This window comes from Micromonospora sp. NPDC049048, assembly GCF_043197615.1.
Taxonomy (GTDB): Bacteria; Actinomycetota; Actinomycetes; order Mycobacteriales; family Micromonosporaceae; genus Micromonospora.
On record NZ_JBICTM010000003.1, the window covers coordinates 907,904 to 929,836 of the forward strand.

The 21,933-nt window shown below is 70.9% G+C and carries 18 protein-coding genes; 13 read left to right on the forward strand and 5 right to left on the reverse strand.

The genetic code is table 11. The features are described 5' to 3' along the window. Position 1: 1 nt before the first annotated feature. The 11 genes from ACGFIG_RS14640 to ACGFIG_RS14690 all read left to right on the forward strand — a co-directional run bounded on the left by ACGFIG_RS14640 (position 2) and on the right by ACGFIG_RS14690 (position 11,690). Positions 2-1,990: a hypothetical protein gene (locus ACGFIG_RS14640; RefSeq protein ID WP_393002803.1), complete on the forward strand. Its 1,989-nt coding sequence runs from the start codon at positions 2-4 to the stop codon at positions 1,988-1,990. A gap of 18 nt (positions 1,991-2,008) precedes the next feature. After that, positions 2,009-3,478 carry an SCO6880 family protein gene (locus ACGFIG_RS14645; RefSeq protein ID WP_393002805.1) on the forward strand — a complete coding sequence of 490 codons (1,470 nt, stop codon included), beginning with the start codon at positions 2,009-2,011 and terminating at the stop codon, positions 3,476-3,478. 263 nt (positions 3,479-3,741) lie between these two features. Beyond that, positions 3,742-5,058, forward strand: coding sequence for a hypothetical protein (locus tag ACGFIG_RS14650; RefSeq protein WP_393002807.1), 1,317 nt, complete (start codon positions 3,742-3,744; stop codon positions 5,056-5,058). Continuing rightward, a complete protein-coding gene (locus tag ACGFIG_RS14655) occupies positions 5,058-6,908 on the forward strand; it encodes a type IV secretory system conjugative DNA transfer family protein (RefSeq protein WP_393002809.1) in 1,851 nt (616 codons plus the stop codon). Before ACGFIG_RS14650 ends, ACGFIG_RS14655 begins: the two co-directional genes overlap by 1 nt. Beyond that, positions 6,908-7,510, forward strand: a complete 603-nt coding sequence (locus ACGFIG_RS14660; RefSeq protein WP_393002811.1) for a hypothetical protein — start codon at positions 6,908-6,910, stop codon at positions 7,508-7,510. The genes ACGFIG_RS14655 and ACGFIG_RS14660 overlap by 1 nt, the downstream gene beginning before the upstream one ends. Continuing rightward, a complete protein-coding gene (locus ACGFIG_RS14665; RefSeq protein WP_123111538.1) occupies positions 7,507-7,761 on the forward strand; it encodes a hypothetical protein in 255 nt (84 codons plus the stop codon). Before ACGFIG_RS14660 ends, ACGFIG_RS14665 begins: the two co-directional genes overlap by 4 nt. Then, entirely contained in the window at positions 7,758-7,997 is a 240-nt protein-coding gene (locus ACGFIG_RS14670) for a hypothetical protein (RefSeq protein ID WP_393002813.1), read from the forward strand. Before ACGFIG_RS14665 ends, ACGFIG_RS14670 begins: the two co-directional genes overlap by 4 nt. A 128-nt stretch (positions 7,998-8,125) precedes the next feature. Continuing rightward, complete coding sequence (locus ACGFIG_RS14675) at positions 8,126-8,485, forward strand: hypothetical protein (protein ID WP_393002815.1); 360 nt, start codon at positions 8,126-8,128, stop codon at positions 8,483-8,485. Continuing rightward, positions 8,482-9,561, forward strand: a complete 1,080-nt coding sequence (locus ACGFIG_RS14680; protein WP_393002817.1) for a M23 family metallopeptidase — start codon at positions 8,482-8,484, stop codon at positions 9,559-9,561. The genes ACGFIG_RS14675 and ACGFIG_RS14680 overlap by 4 nt, the downstream gene beginning before the upstream one ends. 192 nt (positions 9,562-9,753) lie before the next feature. After that, a complete protein-coding gene (locus ACGFIG_RS14685) occupies positions 9,754-10,278 on the forward strand; it encodes a MarR family winged helix-turn-helix transcriptional regulator (RefSeq protein WP_393002819.1) in 525 nt (174 codons plus the stop codon). A gap of 92 nt (positions 10,279-10,370) precedes the next feature. After that, positions 10,371-11,690: an MFS transporter gene (locus ACGFIG_RS14690; protein WP_393002821.1), complete on the forward strand. Its 1,320-nt coding sequence runs from the start codon at positions 10,371-10,373 to the stop codon at positions 11,688-11,690. 109 nt (positions 11,691-11,799) lie between these two features. Here the strand turns inward: ACGFIG_RS14690 and ACGFIG_RS14695 are convergent, their stop codons facing one another. From ACGFIG_RS14695 to ACGFIG_RS14705, 3 genes are all read right to left on the reverse strand, one after another. Then, positions 11,800-12,105 carry a hypothetical protein gene (locus tag ACGFIG_RS14695; protein ID WP_393002823.1) on the reverse strand — a complete coding sequence of 102 codons (306 nt, stop codon included), beginning with the start codon at positions 12,103-12,105 and terminating at the stop codon, positions 11,800-11,802. Then, positions 12,102-12,494: a hypothetical protein gene (locus ACGFIG_RS14700; RefSeq protein WP_393002825.1), complete on the reverse strand. Its 393-nt coding sequence runs from the start codon at positions 12,492-12,494 to the stop codon at positions 12,102-12,104. The genes ACGFIG_RS14695 and ACGFIG_RS14700 overlap by 4 nt, the downstream gene beginning before the upstream one ends. A 171-nt stretch (positions 12,495-12,665) precedes the next feature. After that, complete coding sequence (locus ACGFIG_RS14705; RefSeq protein WP_393002827.1) at positions 12,666-13,694, reverse strand: hypothetical protein; 1,029 nt, start codon at positions 13,692-13,694, stop codon at positions 12,666-12,668. 350 nt (positions 13,695-14,044) lie between these two features. On the opposite strand from ACGFIG_RS14705, the gene ACGFIG_RS14710 reads away from it, so the two are divergent. Further along, positions 14,045-14,242, forward strand: a complete 198-nt coding sequence (locus ACGFIG_RS14710; protein WP_393002829.1) for a hypothetical protein — start codon at positions 14,045-14,047, stop codon at positions 14,240-14,242. A 76-nt stretch (positions 14,243-14,318) separates the two neighbouring features. On the opposite strand, the gene ACGFIG_RS14715 is transcribed toward ACGFIG_RS14710, so the two are convergent. Next, positions 14,319-14,921 carry a GNAT family N-acetyltransferase gene (locus ACGFIG_RS14715; RefSeq protein ID WP_393002831.1) on the reverse strand — a complete coding sequence of 201 codons (603 nt, stop codon included), beginning with the start codon at positions 14,919-14,921 and terminating at the stop codon, positions 14,319-14,321. Positions 14,922-15,946: 1,025 nt separating this feature from the next. Here ACGFIG_RS14715 and ACGFIG_RS14720 point away from each other — a divergent pair. Next, a complete protein-coding gene (locus ACGFIG_RS14720; RefSeq protein ID WP_393002833.1) occupies positions 15,947-16,987 on the forward strand; it encodes an HNH endonuclease in 1,041 nt (346 codons plus the stop codon). Positions 16,988-17,447: 460 nt separating this feature from the next. Here ACGFIG_RS14720 and mobF read toward each other — a convergent pair whose 3' ends face one another. Then, positions 17,448-21,704, reverse strand: a complete 4,257-nt coding sequence (mobF, locus tag ACGFIG_RS14725) for a MobF family relaxase (RefSeq protein WP_393002835.1) — start codon at positions 21,702-21,704, stop codon at positions 17,448-17,450. Positions 21,705-21,933: the final 229 nt, after the last annotated feature.

Here is a 21,933-nt window from a genome sequence, read left to right on the forward strand (position 1 = left end):
GATGGCCGTGGTGCCCGCGATGCTGCGGCTGCTGCTGGCGGCGCTGTCGCTGACGACGGTCGGGCTGGCTGCGGCGGGACGGGCTGCGGCGGCACCGACGCCAGTGCCGTCACCGTCCGCTTCGGCGTGCCCATCCCCGCCAGTTGATGCCCGGCCCGGTGCTGGGGCGGTGCCGCTGGCGCAGCCGCAGGTGAATTGGTGCCTGCCGTGGGTGCGGTGGCAGGAGGGCGACGGTTGGACGACGGTGTGCAGCGCGGCGGCCAGCGCCGCCGATCAGGAACGCTGCGACGCGGTGGCGCTGACCGAGCAGTCACCGCCCCCGGACGGCACGCCATCGGTCCTCGACGAGCGCCTGCCTGCCGGTGGTGAGCAGCCGGTGCGCTGCGAGCGTCTGAACGAGAAAGCAACGCAGGACCAGGAGAATGCCGAGCGGTGGAAGGCGAAAGCGGACCGCTGCCGTGCGCTGCGCCCGGTGCTGGTGGCGTCGTCGTCACTGAAGCCGTCGTCGGAATGTGGCCTGGTGGACGTGTCCTGCAAGGTTGGAGCGCAGGTCAAGGAGGCGGCCCGTACGGGCTTCGAAGGCCTGGCCGACATTGCCGTCGCAGGGTTCGCGTGGGCGCTGGGCAAGTTGGCCGAGGTCGTGTTTACGCAGTCCTCCACCGTCGCCGACGAACCGTTCTACGGCGTCTACAACGACATCAGCGGGGTGCTGATTGTCGTGGTGCTGGTGGTCTTCGTGCTCTCAACGGCGATCAACGGGCTCCGGCTGAGTGGACCTGGGCCGCTGTCGAGCCTGGGCGGGCTGGTCCGGGCGATGTTCGGCATCGCGTTCGCTGGCGGCATCGCGTACCTGCTGATGGCGGCCTGGGACGAGGCGACGGTGGCGTTGATCGCCCGCAACCAGCAGCGGGACTGGCAGCCGAGCATGTGGGTCGACGCGCTCAACACGCTCACCGCCGACACCGGCACGATCCTGCTGGCCTTCATCGTCGCGATCGTTGGCGTGATCGGGCTGGTGCTGGTGTTCGTGATGCTGCTGTTCCGGTCGTTGCTGGCCGCCGGGGCGGCGCTGTTCGGGGCGATGGCGATGACCGGCCAGGTCATGGCCGAGACCCGCGCGTGGGGCCGGAAGTGGTTCTGGACGTGCAACGCGTTGGCCAGCAGCAAGTTCTTCATCGCCGCGCTCTGGATCTACGGCACCCGCACCAGCTACGAGAGCGACAACGTGGTCAACGTGCTGCGCGGCCTGTTCATCATCGTGCTGATGGTCCTCGCGCCGTGGATCCTGCTGCGGCTGACGAGCATGTGGGACGGCTACCTCGCCGACGTCGATGCCCGCGGGTTCCTGACCTCGGCGGCGACGGCGGTGGGGATGGACGCCGCTTCGCGGCGTCTGGCCGAGCCGTTGAGCGGCGGCGGTGGCGACATGGACGCGACGTCGCTGATGCAGGGCAACTCCGAGGCGATCCCCACCAGCCCGACCAACCCCGGCGGGCCAGTCGGCGCGCTCGCCGGGCTACCCGACACGGTCGAGGCTCTGCACGGCCGGGGGGACAGCCATCAGTTCGGCGAGCCCGCCGGGCAGGCGGGCGGCGAGCAGGGCGGGGGCGAGAACGCCGACGAGGCCGCCGGGGTGGAGCGCGACTCCCGCACGGCGCAGGGCGATGTGGCCCACGGCCAGCTCACGCTGCCCGGCGACGCCACCGGCGAGCAGGGTGCGCTGCCGGTGACCCCGCAGGGGGCGCGCGAACAGGCAACCGCGTTCACCGGAACTGATGCCCCTGTCGCCGGCAGCCCACCGTCTGCTGTCAGCGGCGCGCCGGGTCCTGGCAGCAGCCCCGAGCTGCCGCCGGTCGACGAGGCCGGTAGCGGAGGCGCGACACCGACGAGCAGTAGCCCGGCTGCCGGCCAGGCGGGCGGGGCGGCGGGCGGGCAGGGCAGTGCCGCCGCTGCCGGTGCAGCCGCCGAGATTCCGATCGTGCCCGTCTAGGCGAGCAGAGGAGTAGGCGTGACTCAGTTCCACTTTCCTCCGCGGTCCACCCGCGGGTCGATCCTGGGTTTCTCCTGGGGGCAGATCGGCACGGCGGTGGCCGGGGTGATCTGCCTGGTCATCGCCGCGAACATGCTGGCGGTCGGCCGGCAGGGCGCCGCCGGTGGTCTGCTGCTGGCGGCGGTGCTGCTGCTCACGATGGGGCTGTTGCGGATCCGGGGTCGCCGAGTCACCGAGTGGACGCCGATCGTCGCGGGGGCTTTGGCGCAGCGGGTAGCCCGGCAGGACCGCTACCGCGGCGCGGTTTGGGCGGCGAATCCAGGCACGAAGCATCTGCACCTGCCCGGCCCGGCGGCCGGCTACCAGTGGCTACCGGCGGTGGCTGCGGACGGGCTGACCGAGGTGGGGTTGCTGCACCACCGGCGGGAGGGCAGCGTGACCGCGACGCTGGCGTGCGCGGGCAGCAACCTCGTCCTGGCGGACACGTCGGTGCAGCATCAGCGGCTCACCGCGTGGGCGGACGTGGCGAACCTGCTCGGCACCGAGTACGCCGACAGCGGCCTTGCGCGGTGGTCGCTGACGGCGCGGGCCGTGCCGGATGTCAGCAACCGGGCACAGCGGTACCTCGCGAAGCAGGCGGTCGACACCGGCACGGCGGCGTACCGGTCGCTGGCCGAGCTCACTGCGGCGGCAGGGCCTGGCACGCAGCGCCACGACGTGTTCCTGACCGTGGTGTTCGACGTTCGGAAGCTGTCCGGAGAGGTCGCGGACGCGGGCGGCACGGACGCTGCCATCGCCACGGTGGTGCTGGACAAGCTGACCGGTGTTCGGGCGGCGGTGCGGGAGGCCGGCATCGAGACTGGGGGCTGGTTGACGCCCCGGCAGTACGCGGCGGTGCTGCGTGGCCAGTTCGACCCGGAGGACAGCGACCTCGAGGTGGCGCCGCACACGGCGGGGCCGGTAGCGGCGGAGACGGTGGGCTGGTCGTCGTACCGGCACGACTCCGGTTTCTCGCAGACGCTGTGGGTGTACGAGATGCCCCGCCAGCCGGTGCCGATGACGTGGATGACGCCGCTGTTCACCCGCACCGTCGGCCGGCGCACGGTGACGGTGGTCGCCGAGCCGGTGCCGGCGCAGCTGGCGCAACTGGCGACCCGGCGGGACAAGGTCGCCCGCGCCGGTGACGAGGTGACCAAGCGGAGGATGCGGCTGGTCCGCACCGCCCGGGAGGACGAGGAAGCCCGCGCGGTCGAGCAGATCGACCGGGAGCAAGCCGCCGGGCACGTCCGCTACCGGTACGCCGTGCTGGTCACCGTGACGGCCGACAGCCCGGAGCAGCTGCGCTACGACGTGCGCGCCGTCAGGCGGGTGCTGGGCCGGTGCGGCTGCCAGGCGGTGGTGCTTTACGGCGAGCAGGACCAAGCATTCGTGGCCGGGGCGCTGCCCCTAGCGCGCGGCCTCAAGCCGATGCGGGGGTGGTTCGCATGACCCGTACACGCAGGCAGGCGACGCCCCGGGTACGCCGGGAAGGGTCGTGGTCGCAGCGCCTCGCGGATTCCGCCGCCCGGCGCGACCTTGCGGCGGCGCAGGCGGACTTGGCACGGGAGCAGCGGGCGCTGCGGCGGCTGACTGAGCAGCTGTTGGGCCCGCCCTCCGTCGACGGGCGGGGTGCGTTTGGACGGGCCGCGGGGCGGGTGTTCTGGCGGCTGCGGCTGCCGCCGCTGGTCACCACCAGCGCGCAGTTGTGCAGCGTGTACCCGTTCGTCGCCGACCCGGGCCTGGGTGTGGACGGGCCGCTGATCGGGCAGGAGGTGTACTCCCGCGCCGGGTTCGTGTTCTCGGTGCACGAGCTGTATCGGGCGGGCGTGCTCAGCGCTCCCAACATGGTGGTCACCGGGGAGATCGGGTCGGCGAAGTCGTCGCTGCTCAAGACCATCGCGTTCCGCGGGATCCCGTTCGGGGTGCGGTTCTACATCGTCGATGTCAAGGGCGAGTACGACACTCTCGCCGACGTAGCCGGCATCCAGCCGGTGCGGGTCGGCCCCGGTTCCGGCGTGGTGATGAACCCTCTGGCGGGCATCCGCCGGCTGCCCGATCAGGGTGAGGCGGAGTGGTTGCAGATCCAGCGGGCACGCAGGTTGTTGCTGCTGGAAGGGCTGTTGGAGATTCAGCTCGGCGGGCCGCTGAGCGAGGCGGAACGATCGTTGGTCGAATACGCCCTCGACGCGGTCACCCGCGCCGACGACGGCACTAGCCCGGACCGGATGGCCACCCCGACCCTGTCGCGGGTCCTGGCCGCGATGGGCGACCCGTCCCGGTGGGCGCACCGGCTGGCTGGGGTGCATTACGACGTCGACCAGTTCACCGCCGACAGCCGCCGCGTCCGGCTGGCCCTGGAACGGCTGATCACCGGCGCGCTCGGCGGGATCTTCGACGCCCCGGCCGCGTCGACGCTGGCGATCGACTTCGATCAGCCGGGCGCGATCCTGGACCTGCGGGCAGTCCGCGCGTCCGACCAGATGACCGCGATGGCGATGACCTGCGCGCAGTCGTGGCTGGAGGCTGAGCTGACTCGCCCGAACGCCCCCGCCCGCGTTTGCCTGTACGACGAGTTCGCGCTGGTTAGCCGCCATCTCGGGCTGATGAGGCGCATGCGCGAGCAGTTGAAGCTTGCCCGAGCGCTTGGCACGGCGAACATCCTGGCCTTCCATCGCTTCACGGACTTGTCGGCCAGCGGCAGCGCCGATTCCGAGCAGGTTCGCATCGCCCGAGGGCTGATCGAGGACACCGGCGTGCGGGTGTCCTACCGGCAGGCGCCCGGCTCCCTGGATGCGGCGCGCGAGTTCCTGGGCACCACGGACGTGGAGACCAACCTGCTGCTGCACCTGCGCCGCGGTGTCGGGCTGTGGAAGGTCGGGCTGCGCTCCTACGTCGTCAAGCACCAGCTCTCCTCCATTGAACGGCGCATGGTCGACACCGACAGCCGGATGCGGCAAACCCCCGATGCCGAGCCGGAGAGGGCGCCGTCGCTGGGGGAGCAGGCCGTCGTGGTGGGGCGGGTGCGGTGATGGCCGGCTCGCTCATGTCCCCGGGGCACCGGCTGCCCCGCCGGGGAGTGGCCCGCGCCGACATCCTGGCCCGACTGACGCTTGCGGGCATCGCGGCGCTGCTGGTGCTGTCGGGCACCGTCACGCTGTGGCTCGCCGGGCAGGCCGGCGGGCTGCTCACCCACGCGGCCTGGCCGGACAGCTCACCTGCGGACGCCCCAGGGATCGCCGTGCGGCTCATCACCAACCCGGGCGACCCGGTCCGGGCGTGGCCGCCCGCCGCCCGTGACACGCTGCCGCCAGCGCCTCTGCTGTACGGGCTGTGGGCCGTCCTGCTCAGCGCCACTGTCGTCGGCATCGGCGCGGTGACGATGCGGGTGGCGCGGCGGTGGGTACGCCGGCGTGGCTTCGCCGGCCGTAAGGACCTCGACCGGGTGGTGACGGCCGAGGCGGTGCTGCGCCGCGTCGACGTGCTGCGGCCGGGCCTGACCATCCGCGACGCCGACCCACCCGAGACCGTGACGGTGAAGCAGCGGCGCCGTATGGACCCGCTGGAGGTGGCCCGGCTGCTCGGCCACCACGCGCTGACGGGTGAGCCGCTGTACCTGGCCAACGAGTACACCGAACTGCTGGCCGGGGCGGCCCGGTTCGCCAACAAGACGAGCCGCTACATCATCCCGAGGGTCGCCGACGCCCGCGGCGCGGTCATCTCTACCTCCACCCGCCTCGACGTCGCATCGGTCACCTACGACCTGCGCGCCGAGGTCGGCCCGACGTGGATCTTCGAGCCGCAGGGCCAGGTGCCGGGGGTGCCACGACTGCGCTGGTCACCCATCGACGGCGCGGAAGATCCCGACATCGCGGCGCTGCGCGCCAAAGGTTTCGCGGCCGGCGCCGGCCTCAAGGAAAACGTCGACAACGGCCAATACTTTCAGGATCAGGCGGCGTCGATCATCCGCGGTCTGCTGCACGCCGCAGCCTTGGACGAGCGCGCCACGATGACCGAGGTTGCGAGCTGGGCGGCCAACCCCGCCGACCCGCGCGCAGAGCGGATTCTGCGCCACCACGGGCAGATCGTGTGGGCCGACCGTCTCGCGTTCCACCGGGAGACCACGGGCCGCAGCCGCGACGCCATCCAGTCGGTGGTGTTCGGCGCGCTTGACGCGTTCAGCAACCCCCGGATCCTGCACGCGTGCTCACCGCCGCGCGGGCAGCAGTTCCATCCCGAGCAGTGGCTCGACGAGTCCGGCACCCTCTACCTGGTCGGCACCCGCAGCGGGCAGGCGCTGATCGCGCCGTTGTTCGCCGCCATCGCCGAGGACATCATCTACCGCACCCTGCAGCGGTCGTTCCTCGCGCCGGGCGGGCGGGTCGAGCCCTGCCTGTACCTGATCGGTGACGAGATCACCAACATTGCGCCGCTGCCGTCGCTGCCCGCGCTGGCATCCGAGGGCGGCGGCGCCGGCATCGCCCTGTCGATCGCCTGCCAGAACACCCACCAACTGGAAGAACGGTGGGGTCGCGACGGCGGCCAAGCGCTACGCGATGGCGCGAACGCCCGCTTCGTGATGGGCGGCACCCAGGACGTCAACGCGCTCAAGGACGCCCAGTCGCTGCTCGGGCAGGTGCAGGAGTTGTCCTCGGCGGCGTCCTGGGGTGGCGGTCGGGCCAGCGTCCAGGAGAACACCCGCCGGGAGTACCTGGTCGACCTGGCGGAGCTGCGCACACTGCCGACCGGGCATGCCCTGGTGCTGCTGGGCAACATGCCACCGGTCGAGGTGGTGCAACCGGCCTGGTGGGAGCGCACGGACGCCGACCGGTTCCAGCGGGCGCAGGCCGCTTTCAGCGCCCGACTTCGGGAGGCACGCTGATGCCGGATCGCACCTTCCTGTTCGACATCCCAGAGCAGGCGTCACCGCAGGAGCGCGCCACCGCCGAGCTGGCCGGGCTGATCGACACGCTGCGCGGCGCGGTGGAACAGCTCGCCGAGGCGCACGTCGCGCTGTCCGACCGCGTCGACGCTCTCGACAGCCCGACCGGGTTCGTGCCGGCACGGCACTGCTGGCGGGACCTTCACCGCGACGACGCCCGTGAGCTGTGGGCGTGGCTGATCGCCTGGACCCGGTGGCTGTCCGACCGGTACGGGCTGGCGCAGGACCTCGGCGCGTGCTGGCCGGCGCATCCGGCCCTGGTGGAGGAGCTGACCGCCCTGGCCGTGTCGTGGCACCACGCCTACTCGGCCAAGGCCGACCCCGACGCGCCGCTGCGATGGCACGAGGCGCTGCACCGCGCACGGACCCGCTGGCAGCAGTGGGACACCACCCGCTGCAGGCACGGCCAGCACACCCCCCGCAGCCCGGACACCGTCTGGTCGCAGCCCTGGCCAGACATCGCCGACCATGCGGTCAGCGAGGACATCCGCACACGGCCAGCGCATGCGGCGGCGGCCCAGGAGACAGGGGGCAGGACATGACACATCCAGCCGAGATCACCAGCGTCTGGGACTGGCAGCGGTTCGAGGCCGCCCTTACCGGGCTGCGCGTCGGGGTCGACACCCTCGACGACTTCATCGCCGGCATCCACGAGACACGCGACACCTGGCGCGACGACGAAGAGAGGCAGCAGTGGACGGACATCGACGAGCAGACACGACGGGACACGGAGCTGGACTGGGCCAGCGACGGGCACCTCGACGGCGACTACACCCGCGACGTCGACGAGTGACGACAAGCACCTCGTTCGACGCTCCGCTCGCCGCGATCAGCAACAGCCTCACCCATCTGCGCGGCGACGTCGGCGCCCTCGTTGACGCGGCCAGCCGGCATCCCACCGCGCAGCGGCGCGCCGCGCTGGTGGACGTCCACCACCAGTTGCGTTTGCTCGGGCAGCGCGTCAACGCCGCGCTCGGCTCCCCGCCAGCCCAGGACCCGTCGCCCCACGAGCCCTCGGAGCAGGCATGATCCGCACTTGCAGCCGAGGCGCACTTCTGGTGGCTGCGATGCTGCTGGCGGCCGGCTGTACCAGCCGTACGACCGGAGCTCCCGCCCCGCAGGCAAGCAGCCCTCCGGCGGTGACACCGCCGGCCGATATGCTTCCGGACCCTGACGGTGTCCTGCCCACCCGCTCCACCGCCGCGGACCCCGCAGCCGCGGCCACGGCGACACGGTTCGTCGCCCGGTGGGCACGCCCGGACCTGCCCGCCGCCCAGTGGCGCGCCGACGTGCGCCGCTACGCCGTGCCCGGCTACGCGGACCTGCTCGACACCGTCGACCCGGCCAACGTGCCCGCCACCCGGATCACCGCACCCGCCCGCGTCGTCACCACCACCCCTGACCGGGCGGAGGTCGACGTCGGCACGGACGCGGGCGTCCTGCGCGTGGTGTGCGTAAGCGACGGGCAACGCTGGCTGGTGGCCACCCTCGGGATGCCGAAGGACACCCGGCGATGAACGGGCAGCGGGCCGGCATCGGCGTCGCTGTGGTGGCTGCGCTGCTGCTGGTGTGTGGCCTGCCGTTAGCGTCGGTGATCACCGAAGCGCCGGCCGTGGCCTGCGCTCCCGCTGCTGCCCAGGCCATGAGCAGCGCGGGCACGCGCGGCGGGGTCGGCCGGTGGAACGGCGAGCAGGTCACCAACGCGGCCACGATCGTCACAGTGGGCCAGCAGCGGGGGATACCGGCCCGAGGCTGGGTGATCGCGGTGGCCACGGCGATGGTCGAGTCCAGCCTGCGGAACCTGGGCGGCGGCGACCGCGACTCCGTTGGCCTGTTCCAGCAGCGGCCCAGCCAGGGCTGGGGCGCCCCGGCGCAGATCCTCGACCCGGTCTACGCTGCCGGGAAGTTCTACGACAAGCTGCTGCGCATTCCCGACTGGCAGCAGCTGCCACTGACCGTCGCCGCGCAACGGGTCCAGGTCTCGGCGTTCCCCGACAAGTACGGCGAGTACGAGCAGGACGCCGAGCAGGTCGTCGCGGCCGTGACCGGCGTCGCCACGATCAGCGATCTGCCCGGGGCCAGCCTCGCCGTGTGCGGCACCGCCCCGAACGTAGCCGCGTCGGGATGGACCCTGCCTGTGCAGGCGCTCCTAGGTAGCGGATACGGGCCGCGCGCCGGACGGCTCCACGCTGGCGTGGACTTGATCGCCGCCCGCAACACCGTCATCCGCGCGGCCAGCGCCGGCGAGGTGGTGTGGTCCGGCTGCGACCCCGGCACCGGCAACTGCGACATCGACGGCAGCCCGAGCACCCGCGGATGTGGCTGGTACGTGGACCTGGTGCACGCCGGCGGCTTCGGCACGCGGTATTGCCACATGGTTCGCCGTCCCGACGTACGCGTCGGCGACACCGTGCAAGCGGGCCAGCCGATCGGACTGGTCGGCACCAGCGGCCATTCCTCCGGCCCGCACCTGCACTTCGAAACCCACCAGGCGGTCTGCGACGGATCGCGCTGCGACCTCAGCAACGCCAACTCCACCGATCCGGTGCCGTTCATGCGCGAACGCGGCGCCCCGCTCGACGAGGGCAGGTGAGGCCCGACCTCGCACCACGACACCACATCCGACCGCGCACACATCACGGGGGTGAAACATGCGCATCGACCAGAACCAGCATCCACGCCTGCCCACACCTGAACCGCCGCCACCGGCCGACCGCGCCGGCAGCAAGGGCCAACATCGCAACCGGCACACCCTGCGCCGACCGCGACACCTGCGGAGGCCACGATGAGCGCCTCCACCCGGCGGCAGATCGCAGGGGTCTACCGCCCACCCGTCAACTCTCGACCGGTCCCGCCGCCGCGCCCGGACGCAGTGGCGCAGCTCTGCCGCACCGCGAACACCGTCCGCGCGCATCTCGAACGCACGGTGTTGCGGGAGGCGGGTATGACCTGGACCAGCTACGACGTGCTGGTGCTCATCTGCGCCCGCCGCGTGGTCGAGCCCCGCGCCATCGCCGTGGAGGTGGGCATCGCCAAGGCCACCCTCACCAACACGCTCAGCATGCTCGTCGACCGGGACCTCGTGCGCCGCCAGCTACACGAGCGTGACCGCCGGCGCGTCGTCGTCAGACCCACGCAGGCCGGCCTGGACCTTGCACGGGAGCTGCAACGCCTCGTGCACGCCCGGCAGGCGGAGCTGTTCGCCGGCCCAGGGATGCCGCCAAGAGACAACATCGCCCACGTGCTGCGCGTGGTGGCCGCCCGCTCCCGCCCGGACGACGCCACCCCGAGGGGGGAGGGCGCCCGGTGACCGGCAACATCCGATCGCCGCGCCCCTCTCGGCGGCGCCCGTGCCCGTTGGGCAGCGGCGAAGGTGGGGACCCGATGACAGGGCGGACGACCATGCTGGCCGACGAGGCCGTTCCTCATAGCGAAGTGCCCAACGCACCCGGACCCGGATGGCGGCTGGGCATCCTCTACGGGCCCGCTGTCTATGGCGTCAGCGCCGCCGCCGTCGCTCTCCCGGACGCAGCCCAGCATCTCCACGCCAGCGGCCCAGCGCTCGCATGGATCCTCACCGCGTACGCCGTGGGTATTGGCGTCGGTGCGGTCACCGCCGGACGCATCACCGATCTTTGGGGCAGCCGCCCGGTCCTCCTGATCGCCGTCACGCTGCTGACCGCCGGAGCGCTGGCATGCGCGGTCGCCCCCAACCTGGCCGCCGTCGTGACAGGTCGAATCCTGCTGGCGGTGGGCTCCGGCGCGGTCCAAGCCACCGCGCTCGCGATGGCCGCCCACCTGCCGGCGTCGCAACGCCCGGCGGCATTGGCCCGGTTCGGCGCCTGCCTAGCCGTATTTAGTGCTACTGCGCCGTTGGCCGGGACAGTGGCAGTGGCCTGGTCGTGGCGGGTGGCACTCGCCCTGCCTGTGCTGTCCATCGCCGCAATCCCGCTGTGCTGGCCCCTCACCACCCCACGACGACACCGAGAACCGCTGGACTGGCTCGGAGCGGGACTGCTCGCGATCGTCGCCGCCGGACTCCTCCTGACCGCCCAAACCGCGGCCCAACACACCAGCGCGGTCACCATCACGGCGGCGGCTGCCGCCACCGCAGCCACCGGGCTCATCCTCGCCATCCGCAGCCGACGCCACCCCGGCGGGTTCGTCCTCGACGGCGTCTTGTCGGCCGCATGGTTTCGGCGCGCGGCGCTCACCGGCGCGGGCGTCTACGCCGGCCTGTTCGCCATCCTCTTCGCGGCACCCCACATGCTGGCGAAGCTCGGCTACGGCACCACGCACATCGGGCTTCTCCTGCTGCCCGGCGCCGCCGTTGGTGCCGCGCTGGCCCGAGGCGCCGCAGCCGCCGCCCGTCGCTTGCCTGCCCGGTACGTCATGTCGGCAGCCAGCCTGCTGTTCGCGGCCACGCTGTGCTACGCCGCCATCGACCCCGGTCCGATCGGCGTCACGGCAGCCGCCACGGCCGCGTTCGCCGCCTCGGCGATCGCGCAGATGCTGCTCACCGCAGAAGCCACCAGACACGCACCGCCACCTTGCCGCGGCGGCGCGATCGGACTGCTCACCCTTGCCACCTTCGTAGGCGGTGGTGGCGGCACCGCGCTCTGCGCCGCCCTGTGGCAGCCATGGGGACCAGCCGCCGCGCTGGCCCTCACCGCACTGCTGCCTGCCGCAGCCGCCGCAGCAGCCTGGCGACTGCACTCCTGACAGCGAGGATGTACGTCGCGTTGGTCATGGCGGGGCGGTACGCTGAACTCAGACAGCGCGATGCCGGCTACCTCGAACGGGTAGCCGGCATCGCGCATGTTCGGGTGCGCTACTCGCCCGGCTGCCCCGCCACCGGCGTCCAGCCGAACAGCGCAGCCTGCTTGCGCGCGTCCTCACGGGCACTCGTCAAGGCGTCGATCAGCGCACTCATGTCCTCGTCGGAGAGCAGCGACCGGCACGAGAGCGCCATGTCGTAGTCGCCGCCAGTCACACGGAACCACAGGTTGGCGTGCGGGGTATCGCAGCTCGGGTCGCTGAACGGCACGGCCTGCACCTCGAACGTGGGCCCATGACCCATGTCGACCGCGACCTGGTACGCCGGGTGCGTCTCCGGCGGCTCTACCTCGGCGGTCACGCCCCACCGCCAGGCAGGCAGAGCCGGTAGTCCACCGAGTCCCCATTGCCCCGCGTTGCCAGCAACCCGGACTCCACCAGCTCGAACATGAATACCGAAAAGGTCATCGCCGTGAACCGGTCATACGTCAGCTTCCACGACTCCGGGTCGTCCTCGTCGCGCATCGCATCCGACATGGGGCCCTCGTAGAAGCGGTTCGGCCAGAAGTCCAGGATCCGCCCCTTCTTGTCGGCGGCGAGGGACAACCCTTCTGCCAGCGGTTCCAGGAACAGGCGTCGCCGGTCGATGTGCTTGGACCGGTGCTGGTCCCATTCGTCTGGCCCGACGAACCGGGCGCCCTTCAGGTAGCCCCACCGGTCCTTGTCGGTAACGATGTCGTCCGGGTTCACGCGATCTCCTAAGAGGTTGAGGGGCAGCCTCCCAGAGCCAGCGAGCTTGCGAGCGGGCCGCCAACCGAAGCCTAAACGGCGGAGTGCGAGACGTACTCTGGGACGCCGGCCAGCCGGCCACGGAGCCGGCCACTCGCTTGGCCCCCGCTATTGGGTGCGCCGGCCGACGGATTAGCGGTTCAACTGCTCGTCGATCACCTTCGTGACGATCCTCAGGCCGTCCCGTTCGAACCCCTTGAGGAGTAGCCGCAGCGTGTGCGGGATGGCCTTGCCGCCCTTGCCGTACTCCTCGACCGTGCCGTCATCGCGGCGGCCGTCGTCTGCGGTCACCTCGTTGAGGCCGAACCGGGTGAACCAGATGTGCCTGTCATAGGTGTCCGGCCCGATGGCCATGTGCAGCAACCTGGTTCCCGCCTTGACCTTGAACCCGAACCCATCCGGCACCATGTGGTGGTAGCGGCACAGCATCAGCAGGTACCGCAACTCGCTGTCCTCGAGGACGTGAATCCAGCCGTTCGTGAACAGCGCGATGGGGAGAGAGAAGTAGTCCTCGGTCTTGCGTGGCACCACGTAGAGGTCGTTGGGGCCGCTGGCCCGCTCTCCGCCCTCGTCGTTGAGCAGGAACCCCCGGTGCTTGTTCTTGCGATCCTGGCCGTGGGGCAGCGAGATCAGGTCCTCCGCGTGCAGCAGCTCCAGAGCGCTGAACAGGTGTCGGCCCTTCTTGGCCGAAACGCTCATCGCCGTGAGCCCGTCCAAGGCCGGCTTCGCGTCGGTCGCCAGCAGGTCCGTCCATCCGATCTCGTTGCCCTTGCCCTGCAACGGGCGCGGGTTGTCCGGCCGCTGACCGGGCATCGTGCGGGCCTGCGCCTCGAACAGGGCGATGAGCATCAGCCGCAGCGCCGCGCCGCGGGGGTTCGCCAGCCGGCCGGCGGGCGGCCAGTACTCCTTTGGTGGGAGCTTGCGGTCCGACGCGTCTCCGGGGGCGGGGTCCTCGCGGTAGACGAACGTGTCCCGGACCCGTACCTCGCCCTTGGCGACCGGGCTGCTGGACATGCTGCGCGTGGCAATCGTGACCAGGTTCGCCCTTGCCTTGACGTAGGACTTCTCCGCGTCGTAGAGACGGCGCAGCCGGGTTTCCAGGTGCTTGCGCTCCGCTGCGGACGGTGGCTTGTCCGGGTCGAAGGGGTGGGTCGCGGCCATGATCAACCTTCCCTCGCAAGCTCAGCGGCCGGGGATACCGACGTTCTTCCCCGAACGTTTTGATCCGTCTTATGCGTCATCTCCGTCTCTTCATGTCCCAGTAGACGTCGGACGGAACGAAGCGTGTTGACCATGATACATGATCCACTTGGCGGGCTGCCCCGCTGGCGCTTCTATGGACACCAGCCGGGCGATCACCGCCCCGCCACGGCAGGGCCCATCAACCAGTTGGACCTCCTCGCCGCACATGCACTGCGCCAGCCGTCCGCCGGTACCGCGGACGGCCCCCGGGATCCACCCCGGAGGCCGCAGTGCGGATCAGCCTTCGTGCTCAACCAAGGAGATGCCGCATGTCCAGAATAGGTCCACGTCCCCGACGGACCGCCGGCCAGGAGCCGGGAGATCCACAGCGACTGCCCCAGCGGTGGGCCATCATCGCGATGGTCACGGCCGCCGCGGCCACCATCGGCTACCTCGTCGGGGGGCCGCTCGCAGCGATCGGCGCGGGCACCACCGTGCTCGTCGCCGCCCACCGGGTCCTGGACTGAGCCGGGACGCCGAGCCGGTGCGGGCGGCCTCCACCCGTCTGCGCCGGCTCGGCGCGACCCATGCGGCCGACGGGCACTACCCGGTCAGCATCTTGAAGAAGAAGAACCGAGGCGGCACCGGCAGCGCAGCCATCGGGGGCATCAACTCCGCCCCCAGCAGCGGCGGCAGGTCCTGCCCGTCGTCCAGCACCCGGTAGCCGTGTCGGCCGTAGAACCGGCGTAGCGCCTCGGCGTCCAGCCCGTCGGTGACGTTGCCGAACAGCACCCTCACCCCGTCTGCCCGCAGCCGGCCCTCCACGTAGGCGAGGAGCTGCGACCCGATGCCACGATCGCGGAAGTCACGCCGCACCCCGATCAGGTCGAGTTCGCGGTGCCGGTCCAACACCCCGGGTGCCAGCAGCCGCCGCAGCGGAGGTGGCAGGGGCGCGCCGGCTGCCGCGAGTTCGGCGGCTCGGCCGGCGAGTTGACTGCGGACCGCCAGTGCCGCGCCAGCCAGGACGCTGGTGTCCGGGGGCCGGTACTGCGCCACCAGAGCCGGGAAGTAGGAGTTGGCAGGGGCGGGCACCGCCCCCGGGGCAATGTCGCCGATGGTCTCCTCGAACAGGCGCTGCACCTGCTGCCGCTCGTTGGCGGTGGCGGCCTCGGTGATCGCCGAGGGATGGACGTCGCTGTGGGTCATGGTGGCGGAGTGTAGGAGGTCGATCGACGTCGCGGCCGTCTTCAGCTGGGTGGCGGATCAGGGTGGGCAGCTACTCGCATCCGTCCTCGGACCCGCGCCCGTACGGCTCGCCGCAGTCCGGCCGGTGCGCGTACAGGCGAATGGTTCGGTGAGTGGGTTGTCGCCCACTACCCTTCCGTAGCCGTACCTGTCGCTGAGGTGATTTCATTACCACGGTCATGCACCACCTCGACAGGTTCTCTCGGCACCACCGTCCGGCCGCAAGCATCGATAGTGATGGCTCGACAACATCTTTCGGCACCAGCACATGATCGGCCTGTTGTTCGGGCACCAGGTCCGATCCGTCCCACCGCCGACTGCCGCGAGCGGTCCGCCGGGGTCGCTCTCCTGGAACTGTCGCTTCGCGCTCGACCTGGCGAGTTCTCATGCGTCGTGACGGCGTAGTGGCGAGTTCTCAGCCAATGTGGCGGACGAGATGATGTCGTGGTGCTTGAGACAGGGTTGAGGCGTTCGAGCCCCGATGAATGGTTCGAGGTCGTGTACGCCGGCGAGGACAGTGCCGAGCAGCGGCTGCCATGGCGGGAGATGCCGCAGGTTGTTGACGAGCTGAGTCGTCCGGCGCGTTCGTTCCCGTCGTACCGGGGGCCAGCGCAACTTCCCGGGTTGGTACTGGTCAGCCATCGTGGGGCACCAGATCGAGTTCGAGTCCTGGGTCGAGCGAGACCAGCCGATCGCCCTCGACTTCGACCCGTCAGTCGTGGCGATAGCGTCGCAGCCGTTCCGGCTGTACTGGACCGAGCGCGGGGACAAGTCGCGGCGGCATGCCCCGGACTTCCTGGTGCGCCTGGACGACAGGGTAGGTCGTGGTGCTGGGACTCGCGGCCGGCTGAGGCCGCCGGAAACGCCGACGAGCAGCAGCACGCCCCGCTGGCTCGTCGAGCCAACGATGCCGACCGCTGGTACGAGACGCGGTTCGCCGCACTGATCGGCAGCGGCTTCATCGCCACCGGCACCGGGCCCGCCCGGTGACCGCCCGCCGCCGTGCTCCGGCGCGGGTCCGCTACGGCGGGGCCGACGACCGCGTGCTGCGGCTGGCACTGTTAGAGGAGTGGGGCTGGTGCTGTTACTGGCGCGGCGAGCCGTTGGATGTCTCCACCGCGCAGATCGATCACATCATCCCGCGCACCGTTACGCCGGCCCGGCTCGCCGAACTCACTGCGCAGCACCGCCTGCCCGACCGCTTTGACCTGGACGCGCCGGCCAACCTCGCCCCGATCTGCCCGTCATGCAACAACGACAAGCGCGACGGCGACTACCTCGATGCACCTGTCCTACACAAGAAGCTGGTCGACGCAGACCGGCGCGCGCCGGCGGTCGTCCGGCGGGTCAATGCCTACAAGACGGCCGTCACGGTCGGCCGCGCGCTTATCGCCGCCGCAACTGCGGACCTGACCGGGCCGCAAGCTCGGGATGAGTTCCTGGAGTTCGCGCCGGCGGTCGTGCAGACCTTGGCGCTGCTGGACGAGGACCGCGCCGACTTCTTCGTGCACCGCGACATCTTTCTGTACCTCAGCGGCGACATCATGCAGGCGTCTCTCACCCTCGATGCGCGAGGCCGCGCGAGGTACGCGTGGGTAGAGGAGATCTGCGGTAGGGCCTGGCCCGACCTCGTCGAGGACGGCATGCGCGATCTGGTCACCCACGCGCAGGCCTCACTCGAGCAGGCCATCCGTAACGAGTGCGGCGACACCGCCGGCATCGTGTCCAGCAGCACCGACAGTCTGACGGCCTCGATGGAGATCGCCGATGTCCGCCGCGACGGCAGCCTTATGACCTGCCAGGTGAGCGGGCAGCTGGAGGCTCACTACAGCGCCCTCGTGCACGACGCCGACCCCGACGCCCCCGACTTTGAGCTCATCTACATCGACGTGGGAGCAGACGTGGTCACCCGGTTCCGTCTCACCGTGTCCTTCGACCTCACCGCGGCCCGCACTGAGTTCCCCGCCACCAACGTGGTCATCACGGACGCCCATGTTGACGTCGGGACCGACCGGATGTGGAAATGATCGGGCCGGGCAGCCCCCTCCCGGATGCCCAGCCAACGGCGAGCCCACCGACCTTTGACCGTCTCTCGCGCGTACACGCTGCCCGCCATTCGGCTGACCCGCGACTCCAGATGCCACTGGTGCCCAAAGAACGTGCCGAAGTGGTGCCCATACAACCTGCCGGAATCACGCTGAGGCCAATAAGTTGTCCTGGGACTGACCTCGCGCCAGCCCGGCCCGTCTCGGGACCGCGCCGGTCGAAAGCCTGACGAGGCGGTGGTGCGCCCGCTTCGGTGATGCCTACGTGCCTGCGTCCCAAAGCAGAGACGAGTGGTAAAGCTGGCCACGTGCGGCTGCGCTTGCGGCGGCGAGCGCCGGTGCCAGCTCGTCGTGGTTGATGATGACGGCAGACATGAGGTATGGCGCCAGGGCCGGGTGGCGCGGTTGCGCCGTGACTTGTCGACGAGGGCGGTGGGGTGCATCAGTCGATCTCCGTCTCGCTGAGGTCGGCAGGCGTGGTTATGCGTTGGTGTGCTTCGTGTGCGTGCTGGCGAAGGTGCTCGGGGACGGGTGTGGTGTGGGGCATAGGGCGGGTGTCGTTGACGGCGTGGACGCGGGCGGTGGTGGCGGCCACGGCGCCGGCGAGGGCGGCGTTGCGAATGGCCGCGCGGCGGGCTTGTTCGGAGGCGGCGGCGAGGCCGGCGTAGCGCGTCGGTAGGGCGCTGTCGTACCAGCGCTTCCACGCCGCGTGCTGGGCGTCGAGGACCGTGGCGCGTCGGCTGTGCTTGGCGATCTTGTGGTCGAGGCTGGCCAGCTTCTGCTGAAGGCTCCCGACCTGGTCAGCCGCTGCGGCGGCGTGGGTGTGCAGGTCGCGTTGTGCGGTGAGGCGTCGGGCACGTGAGGGGCCGCGGTGCCACCAGCGGGGTTGCATCCGTTGCGCGCGCAGCACGGTTCGGCGGTGGGTGGCGTCGGCGGTGGCGAGCAGTTGCGTGAGGTCGTGGCGGTGGTGTTCGGTGTCGGTGAGGGCGCGGTAGGTGGTGCGCAGCTCGTCGGCGACGTAGGCGGGTGCGGTGCCGTCGATGTCGCGTTGCGCGGTGATGAGGCGGGTGAGTTCGGCGTCGGGTGCGGTGGTGAGCTTGCCGGCGAGGGTGGCGGCGCCGAGAACAAGGCGGGCGCGGTGCCAGGCGTTCCATCGGGTGATGTCGCTGGTGCGGGGCTCACGCCCGATGGGGTGGTCACCAATGAGCTGGTAGGTGTCCCGGTAGGCGGCGACGACCTCAGCGCGGGTGAGCCACTGTTGACGGCCGGTGTCGTCGGCGGGAATGTCGCCGAGGGCGAGACTCCAGGCGGGCCGGGTCTCTGCGGCGAGGTGCGCGAGTGCTTCGGCGCGGCGGTCGCAGATGGCGGCGACCTGGCGTAGCGCGTCACCGATTTCGCCGGTGAGGTCGGCCGGGAGGCGGTCGGTGTGGGTGCGCCAGTGTTCTGGGCGTTCGGCGACGGCGGGGTCGGCGGTGGCTCGTTGCATGAGGCGGTCGATGCGCCAGCTGAGGACGGCGGCGATGTCGTCTGCGGTGTCGAGTTCGCGTACGCGGATGACGCGGCGGAGGACACCGCGGGGTTCGTGTCCGGCGGCGGCGTAGGTGGTGAGTCGGCTGATGAGCGTCGGTAGGGCGAGGTCGTGGGCGAGCCGGTCGGCGAGGGCGGGGCCGCTGAGTTGGCGGACGAGGGCGAGGTATTCGGGGATGCGGGCGCGGGCGGTGAGGTCGTCGTAGATGGGCGTCCAGGTGTGCAGGGCGTCGGCGTCGGCCCAGAGCTGCTGTTCGGTTTCGGTGGCGGAGCGCTCGGGGGTGGCGCGGCGCATGATGTCGGCGAGCACGGCGACGCGGGCGGTGGGTGGGGCGGGTGGGGTGCCTTCGCGGGGGTCGTCGTCGGTGACGACGTACGCCTCGTTGAGCGTCTGGCCGCGGGTGAGCATGACGTAGACGCGGGCGAGGGAGGTGCTGTCGTCGATGAGCGCGCGGGCGGTGTGGACGGTCTGCCCTTGGACCGAGTCGACGGTTTGGGCGTACGCGAGATGGGTGTGCTGGGCGGTGTAGGCAGCGGGCAAGACGGCGGCTGTGCCGGTGGTGATGTTGGTGACGTGAAGTTGCCCGTCGCGGGTGACGGCCTTGATGCGCCACTGGTCGCGGTTGGTGACGTAGTCGGGGCCGGCGGCGATGCGCCGGTCGTTGCGGCGGGTGACGATGATGTCGCCCACGCTGGCCAGGTTGCCGTCCCGCAGGCGGACGGCTCGGCCGGGCTGCACGTGGCCCGTGGTGATGAGCAGGTTGCGCGCGCGGTGGGCGATGTCGCTGGCCTCTTCGGTGGTGTCGACGAGCATCATGCTGCGGCGGCCGGTGGTGATGTCGGCGAGCCATCGGGTGAGCATCTGGTCGACGAGGTGGCGGCGGTGCCCGCCGATGAGGCGTCCGCGCCGGTCGTACTCGTCTAGGACGGTGGCGTCGCCGTGGCGGAGCCGTAGTGAGGCGGGGCCTTCCCAGGCGTGGGTGAAGCGATGTACGTGCGACAGGGAAATGGTGACGCCGAGGGTGGCGAGGTAGCGGAGCAGCCCACCAGGTCCGACGGCGGATGTCTGGTTGGGGTCACCGACGAGGATGAGCTTGCCGCGAACCTGGTCGAGCTGGGCGGTGATGCGGGCCAGATCGTGGCTGGAGATCTGTGATGCCTCGTCGACGATGACCCATTGCCCGGTGGTGAACGTCCAGTGGCGGGCTCGGGTGCCGGGCGGGGGGCGATGTTGGGCGTGCAGCCACCGCGCGACGTTCTCGGTGCGCAGGGTGGTGCCGTCGGGTTGGCGGGTGGCGTCAGCGAGCAGGTTTGCGGCGGCCTGACCGACGGCGAGACCCAGCACCGGTATGCCTGCGGCGTGGGCTGCGGCGACGACGGCCCGTTGAAGGTGCGTCTTACCGGTGCCGGCGGGACCGATGACGCCGGTGACGCGCCGGTCGTCGCCGATGAGGAACCGCAGTACCTCGGCTTTCTCTTCAAACAGGTCCAACTGCTCGACGGCGGCGTTGACGACCTCGGCGGGGGTTGGCCGTGCGCCGCGTTGACGGGCGTAGGCGATGACCTGGTGCTCGGCGGCGAGGACGGCGTGGGTGGTCAGGTGCAGGTCCCGGTGGCGGGTGTATTCGCTGTGCAGGTCGCTGGCGCGTTGCAGGCTCGGTCCCCACTGCACGAGCGCTGGGGGAGTCAGGACGCGCAGGCCCGCAGCCCCTTCGGCGACGGCGCGCGCGGCGAGGCGCTGCACGCGTTGCCAGTCCGCGGCGGGCGAGTGCCCGGGTGTGATGTCGAGGACCTGACCGATGGCGAGTTCGAGGTGGTCGCGGCCGAAGACCGCGCGCTGACGGCTGAGCGTGTGCACGGCACGGGCAACCGCCAATCGGTCGTCGGCGCGAATGGCGGCGTCGATGACGCGCGGTCGGTGCGTGCGGGCGACGTGAAGCTGGGCGGCGGCGTCCCGTAGCGTGGCCTCGTCCAGGGCGGCGGGGTCGGCTGCGAGACGGCGGGCCCGGCGCAGCACCCGTAGCGCGATGGCGGCGGTGTCATCGTGCGCGTGACCGGCGAGAAGACGTTGGATCTGCCCGCTGGTGTCGAGGCCCATCTTGCGGTCTTCGGCGAGCCAGCGGCGTACGGCTTCGTGGGTCGACTCGGCGCCTTTGTGAGGGCGGCGGGTGCGCAGGGTGGCGTCCTGGGCGCGAGTGCGCCACCGTCGCGGTGCCATGCGCTGAAGCGGGGACGCGCCGCGGTGGATCTCTTCGGTGATGGCGGTGCGTCGTTTGGCGTAGTGGCGCAGGGAGTCGTCGCTGATGCCGACGATTTCACGGATGCCGGTATCGGGCCGTGGGGCGAAGGTGATGCCGCGGCGCTGGCGTAGCTCGGCTTCGATCGCGCGTTCGTAGGCGACGCGGGCGCCGATCGCGGCGCGGTAGAGGGCCCGGCCGTCGAGGGCGAGCCACTGGGGTTTCGCGTCGTGGCTGTGGGCTTGAACTTTGGCGGAGACCACGATGTGCGCGTGGAGTTGGGGGTCACGTTCGCGGCTGAGGCGGTGGTCGAAGACCATGGCCGCCAGGCCTGCGGTGTCGAGTTGGCGGACGCCTCCGGCGCCGGCGCGGGCGTAGGCGCCGTGCCGTTGCAGGTGGTCAAGCGCGACCCGTACCCCGGCGTGGTGGGCGGCCATGACGTCGCGTTTGATGTCGTCGTCGCCGAAGGCCCACAGCAGCGACACGGACTTGACCGGAGACACGGTGACGTCGAACGCGGACACAGCCCGTCGCTCTGGGGCGGTCATCGCGTCGTACCACGCCTTGTCCCGCTGTTCGACCGTGGCGTCATCGGGCAGGAGTGACAGCGCTCGCTGTGCGGCTGCGGCCCGGTACGCGTCTGTCTGCGGCGCGTAGGTGCGCCACCGCTGTCCGAGCTGATAGCCGGCGCGGGGATGGCGTCCCTGGCCGACGAGGAAGCGCATCTGGCTCTCGGTGACCCAGCCGCTCATTCCGAGGACCGTGGCGCCGTCGCCAGCCCACCAGCCGCGGCTCTCACCCCGCGCCGTTGGGTCCATGTAGTACTTGGCCGGGCCCCCGGCGGTCAGGGCGCGCATGTCGTGCCGGCCGGCCGCGACTTGCTCCATCAGATAGCGATATCCGCTGCCGGGCGAGATTCGCGTGATGGACAACATGCGAAAACCGTAGAAGATCAACTAGAAGTGGGTGGCAGAGAATGCAAGAGGGTGTGTCGCCTTTAAGGCGGCAAGAATTATGAGGGCGAACGTTCGTGCAGGTGGAAGGCTATGTGGCTGGTTCGAGTGAAGGTCCGAGGTGATTCCTGAAATTGCGGCCAGGATCGAACGAGTAGGCAAGATGGCGGGCTCGGGATGTGTTGGTGGGATCGGAAAGTCGCTACGGTCG

Coding starts and splice junctions, on each gene's coding strand:
- ACGFIG_RS14640 (WP_393002803.1), top strand. CDS start 2: ATGGCCGTGGTGCCCGCGATGCTGCGGCTGCTGCTGGCGGCGCTGTCG.
- ACGFIG_RS14655 (WP_393002809.1), top strand. CDS start 5,058: ATGGCCGGCTCGCTCATGTCCCCGGGGCACCGGCTGCCCCGCCGGGGA.
- ACGFIG_RS14660 (WP_393002811.1), top strand. CDS start 6,908: ATGCCGGATCGCACCTTCCTGTTCGACATCCCAGAGCAGGCGTCACCG.
- ACGFIG_RS14665 (WP_123111538.1), top strand. CDS start 7,507: ATGACACATCCAGCCGAGATCACCAGCGTCTGGGACTGGCAGCGGTTC.
- ACGFIG_RS14675 (WP_393002815.1), top strand. CDS start 8,126: ATGCTTCCGGACCCTGACGGTGTCCTGCCCACCCGCTCCACCGCCGCG.
- ACGFIG_RS14680 (WP_393002817.1), top strand. CDS start 8,482: ATGAACGGGCAGCGGGCCGGCATCGGCGTCGCTGTGGTGGCTGCGCTG.
- ACGFIG_RS14685 (WP_393002819.1), top strand. CDS start 9,754: ATGAGCGCCTCCACCCGGCGGCAGATCGCAGGGGTCTACCGCCCACCC.
- ACGFIG_RS14690 (WP_393002821.1), top strand. CDS start 10,371: ATGCTGGCCGACGAGGCCGTTCCTCATAGCGAAGTGCCCAACGCACCC.
- ACGFIG_RS14705 (WP_393002827.1), bottom strand. CDS start 13,694: ATGGCCGCGACCCACCCCTTCGACCCGGACAAGCCACCGTCCGCAGCG.
- ACGFIG_RS14710 (WP_393002829.1), top strand. CDS start 14,045: ATGTCCAGAATAGGTCCACGTCCCCGACGGACCGCCGGCCAGGAGCCG.
- ACGFIG_RS14715 (WP_393002831.1), bottom strand. CDS start 14,921: ATGACCCACAGCGACGTCCATCCCTCGGCGATCACCGAGGCCGCCACC.
- mobF (WP_393002835.1), bottom strand. CDS start 21,704: ATGTTGTCCATCACGCGAATCTCGCCCGGCAGCGGATATCGCTATCTG.